The sequence below is a fragment of the Methylobacterium sp. E-012 genome (assembly GCF_057836545.1).
The window spans coordinates 1041870-1060404 of the sequence record NZ_JBYQEY010000001.1; the positions used below are offsets into that span (position 1 = coordinate 1041870).

Annotated in this window: 24 protein-coding genes; 13 read left to right on the forward strand and 11 right to left on the reverse strand. The window is 70.9% G+C overall.

Annotated features, from left to right (window positions below; genetic code table 11):
• Positions 1 to 9: 9 nt before the first annotated feature.
• Both AC3IF1_RS04905 and tsaE read right to left on the reverse strand, forming a co-directional pair.
• The gene (locus AC3IF1_RS04905) at positions 10 to 762 is read right to left on the reverse strand and encodes a nucleotidyltransferase family protein (RefSeq protein ID WP_489216203.1); all 753 of its coding nucleotides are present in this window, start codon (positions 760 to 762) and stop codon (positions 10 to 12) included.
• 18 nt (positions 763 to 780) lie between these two features.
• The gene (gene tsaE, locus AC3IF1_RS04910) at positions 781 to 2361 is read right to left on the reverse strand and encodes a tRNA (adenosine(37)-N6)-threonylcarbamoyltransferase complex ATPase subunit type 1 TsaE (protein WP_243971870.1); all 1581 of its coding nucleotides are present in this window, start codon (positions 2359 to 2361) and stop codon (positions 781 to 783) included.
• Between the two features lie 233 nt (positions 2362 to 2594).
• Between tsaE and cynS the strand changes: the two genes are divergently transcribed.
• The 9 genes from cynS (at position 2595) to AC3IF1_RS04955 (ending at position 7860) form a co-directional block, all read left to right on the forward strand.
• Positions 2595 to 3083 (forward strand): cyanase, encoded by a 489-nt coding sequence (gene cynS / locus AC3IF1_RS04915; RefSeq protein WP_243971868.1) that lies wholly within the window; start codon positions 2595 to 2597, stop codon positions 3081 to 3083.
• Positions 3084 to 3574: 491 nt separating this feature from the next.
• The gene (locus AC3IF1_RS04920) at positions 3575 to 3763 is read left to right on the forward strand and encodes a hypothetical protein (RefSeq protein WP_243971866.1); all 189 of its coding nucleotides are present in this window, start codon (positions 3575 to 3577) and stop codon (positions 3761 to 3763) included.
• A gap of 235 nt (positions 3764 to 3998) precedes the next feature.
• On the forward strand, positions 3999 to 4268 hold the full coding sequence (locus tag AC3IF1_RS04925; RefSeq protein ID WP_489216206.1) for a DUF1488 family protein: 270 nt from the start codon (positions 3999 to 4001) through the stop codon (positions 4266 to 4268).
• A 29-nt stretch (positions 4269 to 4297) separates the two neighbouring features.
• Entirely contained in the window at positions 4298 to 4687 is a 390-nt protein-coding gene (locus tag AC3IF1_RS04930) for a hypothetical protein (protein ID WP_489216208.1), read from the forward strand.
• Positions 4688 to 4802: 115 nt separating this feature from the next.
• Complete coding sequence (locus AC3IF1_RS04935) at positions 4803 to 5015, forward strand: hypothetical protein (RefSeq protein WP_489216210.1); 213 nt, start codon at positions 4803 to 4805, stop codon at positions 5013 to 5015.
• A gap of 209 nt (positions 5016 to 5224) precedes the next feature.
• A complete protein-coding gene (locus AC3IF1_RS04940) occupies positions 5225 to 5569 on the forward strand; it encodes a hypothetical protein (RefSeq protein ID WP_489216212.1) in 345 nt (114 codons plus the stop codon).
• Between the two features lie 267 nt (positions 5570 to 5836).
• On the forward strand, positions 5837 to 6586 hold the full coding sequence (gene aqpZ / locus AC3IF1_RS04945) for an aquaporin Z (RefSeq protein WP_489216214.1): 750 nt from the start codon (positions 5837 to 5839) through the stop codon (positions 6584 to 6586).
• Between the two features lie 345 nt (positions 6587 to 6931).
• Positions 6932 to 7126: a hypothetical protein gene (locus AC3IF1_RS04950; protein ID WP_243971855.1), complete on the forward strand. Its 195-nt coding sequence runs from the start codon at positions 6932 to 6934 to the stop codon at positions 7124 to 7126.
• A 575-nt stretch (positions 7127 to 7701) separates the two neighbouring features.
• Positions 7702 to 7860, forward strand: coding sequence for a hypothetical protein (locus AC3IF1_RS04955; protein WP_489216216.1), 159 nt, complete (start codon positions 7702 to 7704; stop codon positions 7858 to 7860).
• Between the two features lie 34 nt (positions 7861 to 7894).
• Here the strand turns inward: AC3IF1_RS04955 and AC3IF1_RS04960 are convergent, their stop codons facing one another.
• Genes AC3IF1_RS04960 through folE form a run of 3 tightly spaced genes read right to left on the reverse strand, consistent with a single transcriptional unit; the run spans position 7895 to position 10012 of the window.
• A complete protein-coding gene (locus AC3IF1_RS04960; RefSeq protein ID WP_489216218.1) occupies positions 7895 to 8881 on the reverse strand; it encodes a patatin-like phospholipase family protein in 987 nt (328 codons plus the stop codon).
• Positions 8878 to 9300 carry a phosphoribosyl-AMP cyclohydrolase gene (hisI, locus tag AC3IF1_RS04965; RefSeq protein WP_489216220.1) on the reverse strand — a complete coding sequence of 141 codons (423 nt, stop codon included), beginning with the start codon at positions 9298 to 9300 and terminating at the stop codon, positions 8878 to 8880. Before hisI ends, AC3IF1_RS04960 begins: the two co-directional genes overlap by 4 nt.
• A gap of 40 nt (positions 9301 to 9340) precedes the next feature.
• The gene (gene folE / locus AC3IF1_RS04970; RefSeq protein ID WP_489220320.1) at positions 9341 to 10012 is read right to left on the reverse strand and encodes a GTP cyclohydrolase I FolE; all 672 of its coding nucleotides are present in this window, start codon (positions 10010 to 10012) and stop codon (positions 9341 to 9343) included.
• 386 nt (positions 10013 to 10398) lie between these two features.
• Here folE and AC3IF1_RS04975 point away from each other — a divergent pair, with 386 nt between their 5' ends.
• Both AC3IF1_RS04975 and yidD read left to right on the forward strand, forming a co-directional pair.
• The gene (locus AC3IF1_RS04975; RefSeq protein WP_489216222.1) at positions 10399 to 10842 is read left to right on the forward strand and encodes an iron-sulfur cluster assembly scaffold protein; all 444 of its coding nucleotides are present in this window, start codon (positions 10399 to 10401) and stop codon (positions 10840 to 10842) included.
• 4 nt (positions 10843 to 10846) lie between these two features.
• Positions 10847 to 11185, forward strand: coding sequence for a membrane protein insertion efficiency factor YidD (yidD, locus tag AC3IF1_RS04980; protein WP_489216224.1), 339 nt, complete (start codon positions 10847 to 10849; stop codon positions 11183 to 11185).
• 346 nt (positions 11186 to 11531) lie between these two features.
• On the opposite strand, the gene AC3IF1_RS04985 is transcribed toward yidD, so the two are convergent.
• The 3 genes from AC3IF1_RS04985 to AC3IF1_RS04995 form a co-directional block, all read right to left on the reverse strand.
• Positions 11532 to 11789 carry a hypothetical protein gene (locus AC3IF1_RS04985; protein ID WP_489220321.1) on the reverse strand — a complete coding sequence of 86 codons (258 nt, stop codon included), beginning with the start codon at positions 11787 to 11789 and terminating at the stop codon, positions 11532 to 11534.
• A 312-nt stretch (positions 11790 to 12101) separates the two neighbouring features.
• Positions 12102 to 12944, reverse strand: a complete 843-nt coding sequence (pucL, locus tag AC3IF1_RS04990; RefSeq protein WP_489216226.1) for a factor-independent urate hydroxylase — start codon at positions 12942 to 12944, stop codon at positions 12102 to 12104.
• 32 nt (positions 12945 to 12976) lie between these two features.
• Positions 12977 to 14380 carry a nucleobase:cation symporter-2 family protein gene (locus AC3IF1_RS04995; protein ID WP_489216228.1) on the reverse strand — a complete coding sequence of 468 codons (1404 nt, stop codon included), beginning with the start codon at positions 14378 to 14380 and terminating at the stop codon, positions 12977 to 12979.
• Between the two features lie 280 nt (positions 14381 to 14660).
• On the opposite strand from AC3IF1_RS04995, the gene AC3IF1_RS05000 reads away from it, so the two are divergent.
• Positions 14661 to 14894 carry a hydroxyisourate hydrolase gene (locus AC3IF1_RS05000; protein WP_489216230.1) on the forward strand — a complete coding sequence of 78 codons (234 nt, stop codon included), beginning with the start codon at positions 14661 to 14663 and terminating at the stop codon, positions 14892 to 14894.
• Between the two features lie 229 nt (positions 14895 to 15123).
• Positions 15124 to 15390 (forward strand): hypothetical protein, encoded by a 267-nt coding sequence (locus AC3IF1_RS05005; protein ID WP_489216232.1) that lies wholly within the window; start codon positions 15124 to 15126, stop codon positions 15388 to 15390.
• Positions 15391 to 15436: 46 nt separating this feature from the next.
• Here AC3IF1_RS05005 and AC3IF1_RS05010 read toward each other — a convergent pair whose 3' ends face one another.
• The 3 genes from AC3IF1_RS05010 to AC3IF1_RS05020 are packed head-to-tail and all read right to left on the reverse strand — an operon-like array spanning position 15437 to position 18531.
• Positions 15437 to 16498 (reverse strand): BMP family ABC transporter substrate-binding protein, encoded by a 1062-nt coding sequence (locus AC3IF1_RS05010; protein ID WP_489216234.1) that lies wholly within the window; start codon positions 16496 to 16498, stop codon positions 15437 to 15439.
• Between the two features lie 33 nt (positions 16499 to 16531).
• On the reverse strand, positions 16532 to 17458 hold the full coding sequence (locus AC3IF1_RS05015; protein WP_489216236.1) for an ABC transporter permease: 927 nt from the start codon (positions 17456 to 17458) through the stop codon (positions 16532 to 16534).
• Positions 17455 to 18531 (reverse strand): ABC transporter permease, encoded by a 1077-nt coding sequence (locus AC3IF1_RS05020; RefSeq protein ID WP_489216238.1) that lies wholly within the window; start codon positions 18529 to 18531, stop codon positions 17455 to 17457. The genes AC3IF1_RS05015 and AC3IF1_RS05020 overlap by 4 nt, the downstream gene beginning before the upstream one ends.
• Positions 18532 to 18535 lie beyond the last annotated feature (4 nt).

Genomic DNA, 18535 nt, shown 5'->3' on the forward strand with positions numbered 1-18535 from the left:
CCCGCCGGGTCAGAGAATCCGGGCGCTCGCCTTCACCCGCTCCTCCGCGGCCCGGATCGCCTCCGGCGTGCCGACATGGAGCCACTGGCCGTCGAGGCGCATGCCGAACAGCCGCCCGGCCGCGATCGCCCGGTCGAACAGGAGGTTGAGCGAGAACGCCCCCTCCGGCGTGTCGGCGAACAGGCCCGGGTCCAGGATCGCCACCCCGGCATAGATGAACGGCGCCACCGCACGCTCGCCGCGGCGCTCCAGGCGCCCGTCCGCATCCATCACGAAATCGCCGGCGCCCTCGTAGCCGAGGCTGGTGGTGGTGGGGGCCACGAGGAGCAGCCCATCCATGCGGGCCGCGTCCCAGGTCTCGACCAGCCGGCGCAGGTTGGAGGCCGGCCCCTCCAGCCAGAACGAATCCGCGTTCAGCACGACGAAGGGCGCATCCCCCAGGAGCGGCAGCGCCTTGCGGATGCCACCGCCGGTCTCCAGCAGCGCGCCGCGCTCGTCGGACACGATCGTGGCTGGCCCCCGGCCCGGCGCCTCGGCCCGGCGGGCGAGGTGGCCCTCGATCAGGTCGGGTAGGTAATGGACGTTGACGACCGCGGTCCCGATCCCCGCCTCGGCGACCCGGTCCAGGGCGTGGTCGAGGAGCGCCTTGCCGGCCACCTCCACCAGGGGCTTCGGCACCGTGGCGGTCACCGGCCGCATGCGCTTGCCCAGGCCGGCGGCCAGGACGAAGGCGCGGCTGACGGCTGGCTCGAGCTCGCTCATGCGGGGCGGATCCGGTGGTCAGGGTTCGGGGGCGGGGGCGACCAGGCCCGGCAGGTGTTCCGCGTGCCAGGCCCGCAGCCCGGCCAGCGCCGGATGGGCGAGGTTGCGGGCGAGGTAGCCCTCGATCCGCGGCAGGTGGGCGAGGTAGCCGGGCTTGCCGTCGCGCCGGTCGAGCCGGGCGAAGATGCCGAGGATCTTGGTGGCGCGCTGGGCCGCCAGCAGGGCGTAGGCGGTGGCGAAGGCGCCGACGTCGAAGGCCGGGTCCCGGCCCCGGCGCTCCCGGGCGTAGAGGCCGAGGAGCCGCAGCTCGAACTCGGCGCTGGCATCGACCCGGGCATCCTGCAGCAGCGAGGCGACGTCGTAGGCCGGGTGGCCCATCACGGCGTCCTGGAAGTCGATCAGCCCGACCCGCTCCAGCCCGTCCCGGTCGGGCAGCCAGATCAGGTTGGGCGAATGGTAGTCGCGCAGGGTCCAGGTCGGCCGGTCCGGGACCGCCCCCTCCAGGGCCGCCCGCCACAGAGCCACGAAGTCCGAGCGCGCCGCCTCCGGCAGGGTCACGTCCCGGATCGCCGGGGCGTACCAGTCGGGCAGCAGCTCCGCCTCGAACAGCAGCGCCTCCGTGTCGTAGGGGGGCAGCACGTGGTCGATGCCCTCCGCCACCGGCAGCACCGCGGGCAGGGGGGTGGCGTGGAGCCGCGCGAGCAGGCGTACGGCCTCGGCGTAGCGCTCGGGCCGCGGGGCGCCAGCCTCGATCATCGGCTCGCTGCCGAGATCCTCCAGGATCAGCAGACCCTCGGCGAGGTCCTCGCCGTAGATCTTGGGCGCCGAGAAGCCGAGCGCCCGCAGCCCCCGGTCGAGGGCCACGAAGGCGTGGACGCTCTCGGCCAGATGCACGATCGCGCTGTAGGGCTTGCCGTCGCGCACCGGCGGCCCGTCGGGCCGGGGCGGCGCGATCATCAGGACCGCGCTGGTGCCGTCGGGCTTGGTCAGGCGCTCGTAGGCGCGGGACGAGGCGTCGCCCTGCATCAGCGCGCGCTCGGCGAGGTCCCAGCCGCTGCGGTCGAGGAGCCGGCGCACCGCCCGGGCCCGGTCGAGCCGGGCGCGCATGGCGCCGGTGCCGGCGATCCGGGCGAGCCGCGCCCCGGGACCGAACTCCGCCCGCAGGGACAGGTCGACGCTGAGCACCGGCCCGTCGCGGGCCGGCAGCCGCTCGGGCCATTCCACCAGGGTGATCGCCCCCTCGGCCAACTCGTCGAAGCCGAGTTCCACCAATTCGTCGGCGTCGCGCAGGCGGTAGAGGTCCGCGTGGATGATCGGCCGGCCGTCCCGGGTCGCGTAGGGCTGGATCAGCGTGAAGGTCGGGCTCGGCACCTCCAGGCGCGGGTCGCCGGTGAGTTCGCGGATGACCGCACGGGCGAGGGTGGTCTTGCCGCCGCCCAGGCCCCCGGAGAGCGTCACGACGTCCCCCGGGAGCAGGAACTCGGACAGGAACAGGCCGAGATCCTCGGTGGCGGTCTCCTCCGGCAGCACGAATTCCCAGGGCGCGGATGCGCCCGCCGCCCCGCCGGCCCTCTGCCCGTCCCGATCGTCCCCGTCCAAAGCCCGCCTCCGAGACCCGAAGACGCATGGTCCGAAAACACGCCACGGATGCAAGCGTTTCCGGCCCCTCTCGTGCGCTTCCCGTTCGCCCGGTGCACCGAAACCACGCTCGCGGGCATCGGCTGCGGATTGCCGGACCGGCGCCGCGCTTGGCATACCGCTTGCCGAGGGCGACGCGAACGACCCGCGGGCCGGCCCGGCCCCCCATTCGACGATCAGGCAGGGAGTGACGCATGAAGCGCGAGGACCTCACCGAGAAGCTTCTCGACATCAAGCGCGAGAAGGGCTGGAGCTGGAAGCACATCCACGCGGAGATCGGCGGCCTGTCGCCGTTCCTGATCACCGCGGCCTGCATGGGCCAGATGAAGCTGCCCAAGGCCCAGGCCAAGCGGGCGGCCGCCCTGTTCGGGCTCACCGCCGCCGAGGAGCGCATGCTCAACGAGGCGCCCTATCGCGGCTCGATCCCCCAGATGCCGCCCACCGACCCGCTGATCTACCGGTTCTACGAGCTGGTGATGGTCTACGGCACGACCTTCAAGGAACTGATCCAGGAAGAGTTCGGCGACGGCATCATGTCGGCGATCGACTTCAACATGGACATGGCCCGCGAGGCCAACAACAAGGGCGACCGGGTGCGGCTGACCATGTCGGGCAAGTTCCTGCCGTACAAGTATTACGGCAACGACGACGACACGCCGGAATACGGCTTCAAGGAGGGCTGAGCGGCCGGGGGGGGGCGATCGGGATCCGCCGCATCCGCCGTGCCCGCAGGGGCTGGCGGATTCACGGATCGCGTCCGGCCGGGGGCAACGGCCGGCCCCAGGCGCGTCGCCCTTCCCCCACGGCCTGCCGGGTTCACACGTCTCGGGCTGACGCCCCCATCTTGAAAGGGAGGGCGCTGTTCCCCTCCCCGTTGCGGGGAGGGGTCAGGGGTGGGGATGGTGCCGACGGCACCGCGCCCTTCGATCCTGCACCACCCGCAACCTCCAACGCCGCCCCGCACGAGTGAGGGGACCCGAGCCCCGCCGATCTGACCGGCGAGCGCGCTGAGACCTCAAACCTCTGTAGCCCCCTTGTCGTCGCCGGAGCGAGGCGGAATCCCCGGCGTACCGCGTGGCTGTGCAACCGGGCGTCGCCCCAGGTCCTTGATCTGACGCGCTCGCAGACGGCGAACCGGTCCCCGTTTCGGCGGCGAGCGTGCGAGGACCCCCGCATGACAAGCCCGATGTCTCCCGAGCGCCCCGACCCGACCTATCCCGATCCGTCACCGGCGCATCCCCCGAATCCCGACCGGACGCCGCTCCCCGAGCCTCCGGGCATGCCCGACGATGGGCCGGACGAGGTCCCGCCGTCCAACGAGCCCCTCGGCATCCCCTCCGGTGCACCTCCGGAGATCGGGTGAAACCGGCCCGGCGGATCCGGCTGCCGCTCGCGTCCTGATCCGCGAAACGGCGGCCACCGCTTCGGTCTCGCAGGACGAGCCCGGCGCCCCGCCACGGGGGCGTCGGGCGGTATCGGGCCTGTCGCGAGATCATCGAAAATAAAATCCGTGACTTTTTGCGCGTTCGCACGTTTCCAATTATTGCGGCACACATCAATCATGTTTTAAATGATATCAAAGACTGCGGAGATACGTCATGCCGATTGTCGGATACCCGGCCTGGCAACCGGTCATCGATGCGAACACCCGCGAACACGTCCGTTTCGCGATGTCGGATGGGCGCAGGCTTATCCCATGCCGCATTGCGATCAGCACGCTGCGCGATTGCTTCGGCGATGCGGATTCCGAGCCGATCGCTCTCTTCGAGAGTTTCCAATGCGAGATCGAAGGCTTCGCCAGCAATAAATACGAATTCGGCGGGGTCATGAACGGCATCGTCGAGATTAAAGACGCCGACATGTCCTGATTTCGGCTCACAGGATTAGGAAAATTGCAATGACAACTCCCAGATTGACGGGCATCGAATTCAGCTGGTTCACCAAGTGCCAGATGCTGGCCTCGAACTACGAGCAGCATTGGGGCATGCAGCTCGAGCCCGAGACGGGAACGCTGGTCGAGACCCTCGCCGCCGATGCGCGAACGGTCTTCACCGGGCCGCAATCCCTGCAGCGTGTGGCTGCACGGCTCGGCCTCGCCGCAGACGCGATCTCATCGACCAAGGACGAGGCGGGTCCCGTCGCCAATAGGCGGCACGAGATCGATCGCGGCGCGGAAGCGCTCCGATACATGTCCGAGAAGCTGGCCCAGGTCGCGGCGGCCGTAGGCGCGCAGGAACGCCCCTCGGCACAGGCGTCGAGCGATCCCGTCGTGCGCCCCGCGCCTTGACGAGCGGCGGCGGCCTTCGGATCCACGGGCGAGATCCGCGCCCTACATCGTCACGATGATGGATTTTCAGACGATCGGGACGCTGTGCGACCGGAAGCTCATCTCGGAGGACGAGGTGGACGCGGCCGTCGAAGCCTTCCTGTCCGGGTCGGTCGCGAGCGTGTTCCTCTTCCGAGGCGGCTATCGGCTGAACCTCGTCAAGGCGGTGCGCAGCCACCCGGGCGCCCAGGAATTTGTCGGTCGTCCCAATGTCGGCATCGGACTGAAGCGCCCCTTCGTGCGTGCCGCGTTCCTTCAGGCGCGGCCGATGCCGCGCCCGGACGATTGATCCGGTCGGGATCGGTCGGACCGTCGCCCGACCGGCTACGGCCCGGCCAGGATGGCGCGCCGGAGAGCGGGAGCCCGGGGATGTCGGACCGGGTCCGGGACAGGCCGGTCGCGTCATATTCGCGGATCCGAGCATCAGAATTGGTGGGCGCCACGGCAGCGTCCCGCGGATAGACTCCGAATGTCGGATCGCCGGTCGGTATCCGGCCGGTGCGCGCGACGCGCCCGACCTGCCCGCGCACCGTCGCCCCGGACCCGGCCCATCGGGACGGCGGCGATGCGGTGGCGCTCATCCCGAACCGTGGTCCGGAGATGCCTATGCCGACGCACCTCTGCATCGATCCGACCGATCAATACAGCGACGCTCAGGTCCTGGTGACATTCAAGGGGGACGGCAGCGACGTCAGTCTGATCTCGGTGATCGACGCCGCGCAAGACGACATCCTCCCCGATCTTGAAGAGATACAGCGTCAGGATCTTCGCGATGAGATCACCGCGGCGGTGCATCGGACCGACGGCCCGCTTCGACGGAACGTGCAAAGCCCTCACGTCTAACGCATCGTCCTGAATACCGGGATCAGGGCGATGCGCTAGATCTTTGATCTGGCATCATCGTGTTCCGAAAGGCGGCAACCCCCGTTCGGGACGATGCCGTGGAGCGCTGTCCGCCGAGGTGGGTGCCCGGCTCGGCGCCAGAGAGCCCGTCGCAGCGCGGGTCTCGGGCCGCGAACGCCTATGCGGGGGCATCCGGACCGGGGGCGGGCGCTGCGGCGACGTCGTCCCGGCGTCGATCGTCCCGCGCGACAGCCCTGGAGGGCTTCGATGACAGATCATTCGACCATGCGGCGTGCGACGGCCGAACTCCTCGGCACGTTCTGGCTGACATTCGGCGGATGCGGCGCGGCGGTGCTGTCGGCGGCCTTCCCCGAGCTCGGCATCGGCTTCCTGGGCGTATCCTTCGCCTTCGGCTTCACCGTCCTGACCATGGCCTACGCGGTCGGGCATATCTCCGGGGGCCACTTCAATCCCGCGGTCACCCTCGGCTTATGGTCGGCCAGGCGATGCGCGAGCCGGCATGTGGTCCCCTACATCCTGGCGCAGGTCGCGGGGGCGATCCTGGCGGCGGGCGCCCTCTACCTGATCGCGTCGGGGAAGCCCGGCTGGGTTCCGAACGGCTTCGCCGCGAACGGGTATGGCGACCTCAGCCCCGGCCGGTTCGGCATCGTCTCCTGCCTCGCCATCGAGTTCCTGGCGACGTTCTTCTTCCTGTTCATCATCATCGGAACGACCTCGAAGGGGGCGGCGGTGGGCTTTGCCGGCATCCCGATCGGTTTCGCCCTGGTTCTGATCCACCTGATCTCGATCCCGGTGACCAACACCTCGGTCAACCCGGCGCGGAGCACGGGGCCGGCGCTGTTCGCGGGTGAGGCCTATATCGGGCAGCTGTGGCTGTTCTGGCTCGCGCCCATCGCCGGGGCCATGGTGGCGGGCAGGCTCGCGCGGTGGTTCTACGAGCCGGCCGACATGGTCGAAACCGTGGTGGTCGAGAAGGCCGCCGTCCGGCCGATCTGAAGGCGGGCGTGACGGGGCGGACAGCCCCGGCGACCGTCGATCATCCCTCCCGGATTCGTCCCGGATCGAGCCGCGGTCGCGATCCATCTTCGCGCCCCCCGGGCTCGACCCTGACATCCCGGAGGATCGGTCCGGGGCGCAACGGAACGACGAAGATCCTCGATTCAAAGTCTCTCGGGAGCCTCCCGCCGTCGGCACCGTCCCACCGGCAGCGAAACGGCCCGCCCCCGATATGGGCCGGTTCCGAGGAACCCAGCACGCCGGGCGGGAAACATCCTGTCCGGATGCGACGGTCGCAACGACCGCAACACGCACCGGTCACCGGTGCAACGAAGGAAACCAGCCATGGCTCAGACATCCCACGCCGAAGCCTCCAAGCATCACGAGGCCGCGGCCAAATCCCACAAGAGTGCGGCCGATCATCATGCGAAGGGTGACATGGCCACGGCCACGAAACACTCCGAGGAAGCGCATGGCCATTCGGTCAAGGCGCATGAGAGCTCGGCCAAGGCCCACGCCAAGAGCACCGGCAAGCACTAACATCTCCATCGCCTGATCGAACACGGAGCGTGGGCCGCGTGTCCGCGCTCCGGACCGGGATGGGGGCGGCTGCCGAGTCTGAACGCCCGTTTGACCGTGCGATTGCGGTCGCGTGGCCGTCCTGACCGACGTGTAGCCCGATCGTCGCCTCATCGTGAGGTGCTGCGCACCAGACTCGAAGGAGCCCTCCAGCGATCGCGCGGCCGGCTGGAGGCCTTCTTGTATAGCTCCGCTCCGCGACACGCCGCAGGGTGAGGTCGGGGCGGGGAAAGAACGGCCGAACAGGCTCAAGAATTATAGAAATACATGGATAATATGATCATAATATTATAAGGTAGATTTTGATTTCAGGATTAATCAATTTTTATCCAATTCTACTCGGACTTTGGGAAGTGACTTTTGATCGGGCTATGGGGGCGCAGGCCCGGCGCCGAGCGCCATCCGTGGGGCCGTCGGCTGCCGTCACCGCCCCGGGCGGGCGCGTTCCGCGAGATCTTTCCTTAACGGTGCGCCTGTAGCCTCGGCGGCCCGATGTCGTCGTGAGCGTCCGCCTGGGCGCCGGAGCGCCTGCCGCCATGACCCTGCTCAGCGTGATCTGCCTGGTCTCGGGGGCGTCGCTTGCCGGCCTGGCGCCGCGGCGCTCGGTGCAGCAGGCGGCCCTGGAGGGGGCCGGGGGCGGCCTGATCGTGCTCGGACTCGTCATCATCGGCGCGGGATTGCCCGTCTTCCGATAGCGGCCCGTCCCGCGACCCCGCCGGGGACGAGGCCCTACGCCCGCGCCTCGGCGCCCTGCAGGACGGCCCGGATCCGCGGCAGGGCGGCCCGGGCGGCCCGGTGCCCGAGGGCGATGCCCTCGGCGGCGCGGTGGAAGTCGAACAGGCCGAACCCGGCCACGTCCGGGCCGATGGCCACGTCCGGCGGGTCGCGCTCCAGCCGCGCGCGCGAGATCCGGTCCTGGGTGATGTTGAAGGCGTCGAGCACCACCCGGGCGAGGCCCGGCACGGCGATCTCCGGCTCCGCGCTTGGGAAGCCCGGCAGCCGCTCGCGCAGGGTCTGCAGGAAGCCGCGGCGGAGCGGATGCTTCGGCGCCTTGCGCACCACCGGGCCGCCGGTGTCGCCGTTGAGATTGACGCAGATCACCAGATCGGCGCCGAGCGCCCGCGCCAGGGCCACCGGCACCGGATTGACCAGCGTCCCGTCCATCAGCACCCGGCCCTCGTGGGTCACCGGGGGGAACAGGCCGGGAATCGCGTAGGAGGCGCGCACCGCGTCCACCGCCGGACCTTCGGTCAGGCTGACCTCCCGGCCGCTGCCGTACTCGGTGGCGACGCAGCCGAAGCGGATCGGCAGGTTCTCGATGCGGCGCTCGCCGAGGTCGGCGCGGAGCCGCTGGCGCAGGCGATTGCCGGCGATCAGGCCGGAGCCCGGCAGCCGCGGATCGATCAGACCGACCACGCGGCGCCGGGTCAGCGCCCGGGCGAAGGCCTCAAGCCGGTCGAGGCGCCCGGCCGCGTAGCAGGCGCCCACCACCGCCCCGATCGAGCAGCCCGCCACCACGGTCGGGTGGATGCCCGCTTCCTCGAGGGCGCGCAGCACGCCGATATGGGCCCAGCCCCGGGCCGAGCCGCCGCCCAGGGCCAGCCCGATCCGCGGGCCCGCCCTGGGCAGGGGCCGGATCGGCTCGACCGCGCCGGGCAGAAAGGACGTGACGGCGGGACAGTCTTGCCACCCGGTCGCGGCAAGGCTCGCGCTCATATCCCGGCGCTCTCCAGGGTGACGCCGCCGTCCGGCTTCCGGACGACGCCGCGGTAGAAGCAGTCCCGCCGGCCGGTATGGCAGCAGCCGCCGTCGCCGCCGACCGCGACCCGGATCAGCAGGGCGTCCTGGTCGCAATCGACCCGCATCTCGACGACGCGCTGGATCTGGCCGCTGGTGGCGCCCTTGTGCCAGAGTTCCCGCCGGGAGCGCGACCAGTACCAGGCCTCCCCGGTCTCCAGGGTGCGCGCCAGCGATTCGGCGTTCATGTGGGCGAGCATCAGCACGCGGCCGTCCCCGGCGTCGACGGCGATGCAGGTGATCAGCCCGTCCCGGTCGAAGCGGGGCATGAAGGCCGTGCCCTCCTCGACCTCGGCACGGGAGCCGGGGGGATCGAAGGCGATGTCGCGCGCGGTCATGGGGCGGGGGCGGGGACCTCTGGTTCGCGGGTCCTATAGGCTACTTGGCGCCGCCGCGCACCAGGGTCAGGAAGCGCACCTGCTCGTTGGCGTCGCCCTTGAACACGCCGCGGAACTGGCTGGTGATGGTCGAGACCCCGGCCTTCTGGACGCCGCGCATCGCCATGCACAGGTGCTCCGCCTCCACCATCACGGCGACGCCGCGGGGCTTGAGGATGCTCTCGATCACGTCGGCGATCTGGGCCGTCATGGTCTCCTGCGTCTGCAGGCGGCGGGCGAAGGTGTCGACCACCCGGGCGAGCTTCGACAGGCCGACCACACCCCGGGTCGGGTAATAGGCGATGTGGGCCAGCCCCATGAACGGCACCATGTGGTGCTCGCAATGGGAGTGGAACGGGATGTCGCGCACCAGCACGATGTCCGAATAGCCCTCGACCTCCTCGAAGACCCGTTCCAAGAGCTTCTCGGCATCGACCCCGTAGCCGCCGAACAGCTGCTCGTAGGCCTTGGTCACCCGGGCCGGGGTGTCGCGCAGCCCCTCGCGGGCCGGATCGTCGCCGGCCCAGCGCAGCAGCGTGCGCACGGCGGCCTCGGCCTCGGCGCGGCTCGGGCGGCCGGTCTCGATCCCGTCCGGGACGCGGGTGGCGGAGGCCGGTTCGGGGGCGACCTCGGCGGGACGCCCGTCATCCACCGGCCGGTTGTCGTTGCGCATGCCGTTCAGCCCTTGCCCGTCGAGCCCGCCCCGGTCGAAGCCCGGAGCGTCGCCCTGGTAGGACAGGGATTTGAGCGCGGCATCCATGGCATCTCCGGCCCGCGCGACGCGGGATTTCATCGGGGTGCTGTCGGGCTTGGCGTACATCGTCGGATCGCGTCGGGCGTTCGAGGGAAGATCCCGGGCTCGAAAAGGTTTCAAGCCGGCGCCCCGGGCGGTTCAGAAGCTGTGGGAATCACCGTGGCCGTGGGCGCGACCCTGGTCGACGGTCCGCCTCCTCGCGAAGCGTCCGTCCGGCGCCTATATCATCGTTCGCGGGGCAACGCGCAATGCGCGATGCACGCGGCAGCGTCCCGATGGGATATGCGCTTCCGGCCGAGGACCCGATGCTCGACGACATCTACAATCGCCGTATCCTGGAACTGGCCGCCGACATCCCGCGGCTCGGCCGGCTGGAGCACCCCGAGGCCAGCGCCACCGCGCATTCCCGCCTGTGCGGCTCGACCGTGACGGTGGATCTCGTGCTCGGTGCCGACGGGCGGGTCGCGGATTTCGCCCAGGAGGTCCGGGCCTGCGCCCTCGGGCAGGCCTCCTCGTCACTGATGGGCCGGCACGTGGTCGGCGCCAGCCCGGAGGAACTGCGCGCGGTCCGCGCGACCATGCGGGCGATGCTCAAGGAGAACGGCCCGGCCCCCGGCGGGGCCTGGGCGGATCTCGCGGTGCTGGAGCCCGTACGGGAGTTCAAGGCGCGCCACGCCTCGACGCTGCTGACCTTCGACGCGGTGGTGGACGCCCTCGACCAGATCGCCGCCAAGCGGCAGGCCGCGTGACGGCATGGTCCGGCGCACCGCGCATTGGGCGATCCGCATCTACCAGCTCACCCTGTCGAGCCTGATCGGCCGCCAGTGCCGCCACTGGCCGAGCTGCTCCGACTACGCCGATACGGCCATCGCCCGGCACGGGCTCTGGCCGGGGGGCTGGATGGGCTTCGCCCGGATCTGCCGCTGCGGGCCGTTCGGCACCCACGGCATCGATCTCGTGCCGGAGCGGCTGCCCGCGGGGGCCGCCTGGTACCGCCCCTGGGCCTATGCCCGCTGGCGCGGCGTCGAGGCGCCGCCCGCGCCCTTCGCCTGCGAGACGGTGGGTAAGGCGCCGCGGTCGGAGACGGGCTGAGACCGCTGGGTTCGCGTTTTGTTTCACGTGAAACAGGGCGCCGCACCGCCGTGGACCCGGGATGACCGGGTGGCTGACGCGGGGGAGGGCGGGCGCATGGCGGCTCCGGACAGCCAAGATCCTTCGACCCGGCAGGGGATCAAAACGCGAGGTGTGACTCCGGTAGCCCGCACGGGGGAGGGGGGCGGGTCGCGCCGTGTTCGGGCCGATGTGGGACCACCACGGCCCGCGGCGGCAACCAGGAAGGCAAACGGTCGGTCATCGGGTGGTGCTTCGGCGAAACTGCGTTCCGCGATCCCGAAAGGACCACCCGGCACTCACCGGCGTCGCGTCTCGGGGCCCGCCCTCAGCGTGCGCCGCCCGTGTGGTTCCGATGCGGGTGGGGCAGGGTGCCGGTGACCAGATCGTCCGTGGTCCCGTGGGACGGACCGGCACGGAACGCGGGCCCGCGGTCGTTCATCAAATTCGGGACGGCCGCGCGCCCCTCAAGGCCGCCCGGCGCGGTGGTGGCGGGGATCCCGGCGGGGGCCGTATAGCTCTGCGCGAGCGCTGCGGTGGAGAGGGTGAAGCCGAGAACGGCTCCGAGAACGATGCGGGCGGTCATGGCGCAGGATCCGATGGCGAAGGTGCCGGGCATGGGCCGGCCGCTCTCCATGGAATCGGAACTGTGCAGCGCTGCCGAAAATAACAACACACCCTGTTCGCTATTTGTGCGCTCGCGCACGAGGCGGTGCCCGCTCCGGAGGCCGGCGCCGCAGGCGGAGGGTCGAAGGATCGGCGAAGTCCCTGATGTCTCAGCCTTTTAGCCGGGCTTTCGAAGGCTCTCGGCACGGCCGGCCTGCTGGCACGGTTCTTTCGTCGACCCCCTCCCGCTCGGCCCGATCGATCGCCGATGCCGCGCTTGTCGAAGGCCGCCTCAGCCCGTCCGGCGGATCGTCGCCTCGATCTGGCCGTGCGGCTCGTCCGTGGGCAGGAACACGGCCCCCGGATTCGCCCGGCCGAACGGCTGCAGGTTGATCGGGATGTAATGCTTGTTCGGCATCGCGAAGCTGATCGTGTCGATCTCCGGCACGGCGGCCAAAGCCGCCTCGCCCATCCGATACATGCTGTCCTGGACGCTGGCGCTGTAGGTGGTTCCGAACACCGCGATCAGGACCGACAGGATTTCGGCGTTGGCGGCGGCATAGTCGATCGGTTTGCCGGCCCAGGTCCAGGTCGCGTCCATGCTGGTGGCGGCGATGCGGTCGGTCGTGTCGGGCAGCGTCCGGTAGGCGTCGTCGACGAAGTCGGCCCAGCCCGATTGCGTGGTCTTCATGACGGTGAATCCGCGCAGGCCCGAGCGCAGCACCGACCCGCCCCGGTTCGCCACGAGGCCGACATAGCCGAAGCCGTTGCCGTCGAGGACGAAGGTATGGCCGTGCGGGGCGCCCCCGATCTCCTGGCGCAGCCAGCGCGTCTCCGTGGCCTCGATCGCGACCTCCTCCACCTGGGGGTAGGTGTCGAGGAAGACCTTGGCCACGGCCTCGGCGAAGGCCTCCTTGTCGAGCGCGAGGTTCTCCGCCGCGGTGACGTTGACGATGTTCTTCACGCTGTCGGTGGCCACGCAGGCCCGGTTGTCGCCCGCGGTCCAGGCGGCGTCGAACCCCCCCGTCATCAGGACCGTGAGTGTCAGTTCGCGCGGGGTGTGGTGGTCGCCGTCGCGGGTCAGGCGCATCACCCGCACCCGGCTTTTGCCGTATCGCGATGCCGTCAGGGCCATGGGGATCTCCGGAATCGGGCCGAAGGCCTATCTCAATGCGCCTCCGCGGTCTTGGCTTGGCGGATGGCGGCCGCGCGGGCTTCCTCCGTGCTGCCGAGCCCGTTGAAGAACAGGTTCAGGAGCACCGCCGAGAGCGCGCAGAGCAGGATGCCGGATTCGAGCAGCGGATGCAGCGCCTGGGGCATCTGCCGGAAGAAGCCCGGCGCCACCAGGGGAATCATTCCGAAGCCCACCGAGACCGCGACCACGAACAGGTTGTTGCGGTTGCTGGCGAAATCGACGGCGCCGAGGATGCGCGTGCCGGTCGCCCCGACCATGCCGAACATCACCAGCCCCGCGCCCCCGAGGACGCATTGCGGCACGGCCTCGACCAGGGCGGCGAGCTTGGGAACCAGCCCGAGGCCCAGCATGATGATCCCGCCGATCACCGCCACGGAGCGCGTGCGCACGCCGGTGACCCCGACGAGGCCGATATTCTGCGAGAACGCGGTGTACGGGAAGGTGTTGAAGATGCCGCCGATCACCGTGCCGAGGCCGTCGCCGCGCAGGCCCCGGGTCAGGCGCGCCGCGTCGATCGGATCGGCGCAGATCTCGCTGAGCGCGAGGAACATGCCGGTCGACTCGATCATCACGACGATCATCACGATGCTCAGCGTCACCACCGAGACCGGCTCGAAGCTCGGCCAGCCGAAGGCGAAGGGGCGGACCACGTCGAACCACGGCGCGCTGGCCACGTGGCCGAAGTCGACCAGCCCGAACATGCCGGCCACGACCATGCCGAGGACGATGCCGATCAGCACCGAGGCCGCGTTGACGAAGCCGGTGCCGTATCGGGTGATCGCCAGGATGACGCAGAGGACGAAGGCCGCGATCGCCAGGTAGACCGGCGCCCCGTAGGCCGGGTTGCCGACCCCGCCGGCCGCCCAGTTCACGCCGACCCGCATCAGCGAGATGCCGATCACCAGGATGATGGTGCCCGTCACCACCGGCGGGAACAGCGGCAGCAGCCGCCCGATCAGCGGCGCGACGAGGAGCGCGAACAGGCCCGCGGCGATCACCGCGCCGTAGATGCCGGTGAGCCCGATCGCGGGATTGCTCCCCATGGCGATCATCGGCGTGACCGCCGCGAAGGTGACGCCCATCATCACCGGCATGCGCACGCCGATCCCGGGCAGGCCCCAGCTCTGGACCAGGGTGGCGAGGCCGCCGGCGAACAGGTCGGCGCTGACCAGCATCGCCACCTGTTCCGGCGCCAGCTTCAGCGCCCGCCCGACGATCAGCGGCACCGCCACCGCGCCCGCATACATCACCAGCACGTGCTGGAGGCCGAGGAGCCCGAGGGCGAGGGGGCCGACCCCGCCCACCGGGGCGGTGGCCGGCCCGAGCGCGACGGTACCCGAGGCTGCGGAAGGCTCTGACCGGACGGCGCTCGACATCGCGGAGACTCCCCCGAGGCGTTACGGGCCGGCAGCCGGAGCGCGGCCCGATGCGCCACGAGGGCGGAGGCGCAAGCCATATGCCACCCCCGCGTCCCGGCCCCGCCCTGGCCATCGCTCCCGCGGGCCGGCCGATTCCCGAGCGCCGGCGCTTGGCCCGGTGCCTGCGTCGCGGCCGCACGGGACCGGGGCGGTGCGAGCGCGATGACGTTTTCCCTCGCAGATCTCGACGGCCTCCCGGAACCCGACTTCATCGCGGCGCTGGGCGCGGTCTTCGAGCATGCGCCGTGGGTCGCCCGGGCCGCCGCTGATCGGCGGACGCCCGGTCCCGATCGCGGTCTACGAGCTTCGCTTCGCCCTCGGCGACTATCACCGCCGGCTCGGTCTCGCCCTGCCGCGGCCGGCCTTACTTAACGTCGTGCCCCTGCGCTTCGGTGTGGCGGAGCCGGAGGCGCATTACCACGTGCCGCTGGCCGCGACCCCGTGGAGCTTCCAAACCTACCGGGGGAGCTGAGCCCGCGGCACGGGGTTGGCCGCGACGCCGGCGAGATGTCAGGCTCAGGCGGGAAGCGGATCTTCCGCCCGGGCGCCGGATTCGAGGGCGGCCTGCGCGGTCGCGGCGTCCGCCGTCGCCATTTTCACCTCTTTCATAGGCATCCGCGCCACCGGCGCTGAAACGGCGGAACCAGCCCGCAGCTGCGCCATTCGTCCCGATTGCAGGATGCAGCGGGCGCGAGGCGACCATGCGAACGAAGACGACCCTGACTTTGGCGCTCTGCGGACTTCTCGGCGCCGCCGGCGCCGCCGCGGCGCAATCCTACACTGCGCCGGCCGGGCGCGATCCATCCACCGCACCGGGCGGCACGGAGGGCATCGCCGGACCGCGCAACGAGGCCGAATCGATCCGGTCGGGTGATGCCGTGGCGGTGCCGCCGAGCCGCGGCGGGGTCGCCGTCGAGGAGCCCGCCGGGCCGCCGCCCGGCACTTACGGGTCCCCCGCGAGCCGCTGACGGCGCCGATCCCGATCCCGATCCGCGTCCGGCGGTCCGCGGCTCCCTACTGGGGCAGCGTGTCGTCGATGCCCTTCACGTACCAGTTCATGCCGAGGATCATCGGGTCGGGGGCGGTCTCGCCGTCCTTGACCGCGACGGTCCCGTCCTTCTTCGTCACCGGACCGGCGAAGGGATGAACCGTGCCGGCGGCGATCGCCTTCACGGTGTCCTCGGCCATGGCCTTCACGTCGGCGGGCATGTTGGTGAACGGGGCGAGCACGACCAGGCCGTCCTTGATCCCGCCCCAGGTGTCGTGGCTCTTCCAGGAGCCGTCGCGCACGGCCTTGGCCTCGCCGATCACGTAGCCGCTCCAGTCGTCGACGATCGCGGTGAGCTGCGCCTTCGGGGCGAAGCGGTACTGGTCGGAGGATTGCCCGAAGGCGAGCTTGCCCTGCTTCTCGGCCTCCTGCAGCGGGGCGGCGGAATCGGTGTGCTGGGTCAGGATGTCGGCGCCCTGCGCCAGCAGGGCCTTGGCGGCCTCGGCCTCCTTGCCCGGGTCGAACCACGTGTTCACCCAGACGATCTTCACCTTCACGTTCGGGTTGACCGACTGCGCGCCGAGCATGAAGGCGTTGATGCCGCTCACCACCTCGGGGATCGGGAAGGACGCGATGTAGCCGACCGTCCCGGTCTTCGACAGCCTGGCGGCGATCTTCCCGCAGACGTAACGACCCTCGTAGAACCGGGCCGAGTAGGTCGAGACGTTGGCCGCGCGCTTGTAGCCGGTGGCGTGCTCGAACTTCACCGCGGGGAATTTCCTGGCGACCTTCAGGGTCGGCTCCATGAAGCCGAACGACGTGGTGAAGATCAGGCCCACCCCCGAGCGCGCGAGCTTCTCGATCGCCCGCTCGCTGTCGGCCTCGGGCACGTTCTCCAGGAAGGTGGTCTCGACCGTGTCGGGCATGGCCTCGGCCAGGGCCTTGCGGCTGAGGTCGTGCTGGAACGAGTAGCCGTAATCGGCCACGGGCCCGACATAGACGAAGCCCACCTTGAGCTTGTCCGCGGCCCGCGCCGGGCCGAGCAGGAGCAGGAGCGCACCGAGGCCGGCGCAGATGGAATGTCGCATGGTCGCTCGTGTCCTCTCCGGTGGACGGCACCGCTAGCGGTGCGGGGTGAAGTCGCGCCCCAGGGCGGCGGGGGCGAGCGATCCGCCCTGCCGCCGCCCGAGGGACAGCAGGACGAGGGCGACGATCGTCGCGAGGTAGGGAAGCGCCGAGAGTAGCTGTCCGGGCAGGCCGATGCCCGCCGCCTGGGCATGGAGCTGCAGCACCGTGGCGCCCCCGAACAGGATCGCCCCGGCCACCAGCCGCGCCGGCCGCCACGAGGCGAAGACGACGAGCGCCAGGGCGATCCAGCCGCGGCCCGCGGTCATCGCCGGGGCCCAGAACGGGGTGTAGGCCAGCGACAGGTAGGATCCGGCGAGCCCGGCACAGGCGCCCCCGAACAGCACGGCCAGGAAGCGCAGCTTGCGCACCGGCAGGCCGAGGGCGTGGGTGGCGGTGTGGTCGTCGCCGATCGCGCGCAGGATCAGGCCGGCCCGCGTCCGCCACAGGAACCACGAGACGGCGCAGGTCAGGGCCAGGCCCGCGTACACGAAGGCGTCCTGGCCGAACAGGAGCCGGCCGACCCCCGGCAGGTCGCTCAGGCCGGGGATGTCGAGATGGGGTGCGGGATCCCGCTTCAGGCCGACATACCGGGCGCCGACGAGTCCCGACAGGCCGAGGCCGAGGATCGTGAGCGCGAGACCCGAGGCGACCTGGTTGGCCGCGAGCCCGACGGTCAGCAGCCCGAACAGGGCCGCCAGGCCCAATCCGGCGCCGGCGCCGGCCAGGGCGCCCAGGAGGGTCGAGCCGGTCTCGACCGCGGCGGCGAAGCCGACGGCCGCCCCGCAGATCATCATGCCCTCGAGCCCGAGGTTGAGCACGCCCGCGCGCTCGACCACCAGTTCGCCGATCGCGGCGATGATCAGCGGGGTCGCCGCCGTCAGCACCGTGACCAGGATCATCTGGACCATGTCGAGGCTCATCGGGCCCCTCCCGGGACGAGGCGGACCGTAAAGCGGGTGAGGACATCCGCCCCCAGGACGAAGGCGAGCAGCACGCCCTGGAAGGCCCGCGTCAGGTCGAGGGGAAGCCGGAGGTCGATCTGCGCGCCCTCGCCGCCGATCGTCGTCAGCGCGATCACCAGGGCGGCGACGAGGATGCCCGGGGGCGAGAGCCGGCCGAGGAAGGCGACGATGATCGCCGTGAAGCCGTAGCCCGGCGAGATCGTCGGCTGGAGCTGCCCGATCTGGCCCGCGACTTCCGCGATCCCCGCGAGCCCCGCCGCCCCGCCCGAGACCGCGAAGGCGGCGAGCGTCAGGCGGGCCTCGCTGAAGCCGGCGAACCGGGAGGCGCGGGGGCTCGCCCCGACGACCCGCACCTCGAACCCGAACAGGGTCCGCCCGAGGACGATCGTGGCCAGCACGACGGCCACGAAGGCGACGAGCACGCCCGCATGCAGGGTCTCCCCCTCCATCAGGTAGGGGAGGCGCGCCGCGGCATCGAAGGGGACGCTCTGCGGGAAGTTGTATCCGGCCGGATCGCGCAACGGGCCCCGGGCCATGTAGTCGAGGAGCAGTTCCGCGACGTAGACCAGCATCAGGCTGGTCAGGATCTCGGAGACGCCGAGCCGCACCTTCAGCACAGCCGGGATCATCGCGTAGGCGATGCCGGCGAGGGTGCCGGCGACGAGCATCGTCGGCAGGATCCAGAAGGTGAAGCCCGCGCTGCCCTGGGTGGCGAGGGCGACGCAGCCGCCGGCGAGGCCGCCGACCACGAACTGGCCCTCGGCACCGATATTCCACAGGTTCGCCCGGTAGCAGAAGGCCAGGCCCGTCGCGATCAGGGCGAGCGGCGCGGCCTTCACGGCGATCTCCTGCAGGGACCACAGCTCGGACAGCGGCGCGATGAAGTAGGCCGCGAAGGCCGCCGCCGGCGAGACGCCGAGCAGGGCGACGGCCACGCCGCCGAGCAGCACGGAGGCGAGGAAGGCCAGGGCCGGCGCGAGGAGGGCGGCGAGCGGCGCGCGGCCGGGGCGCGGCACGAGGTCAAGGCGCATGGCT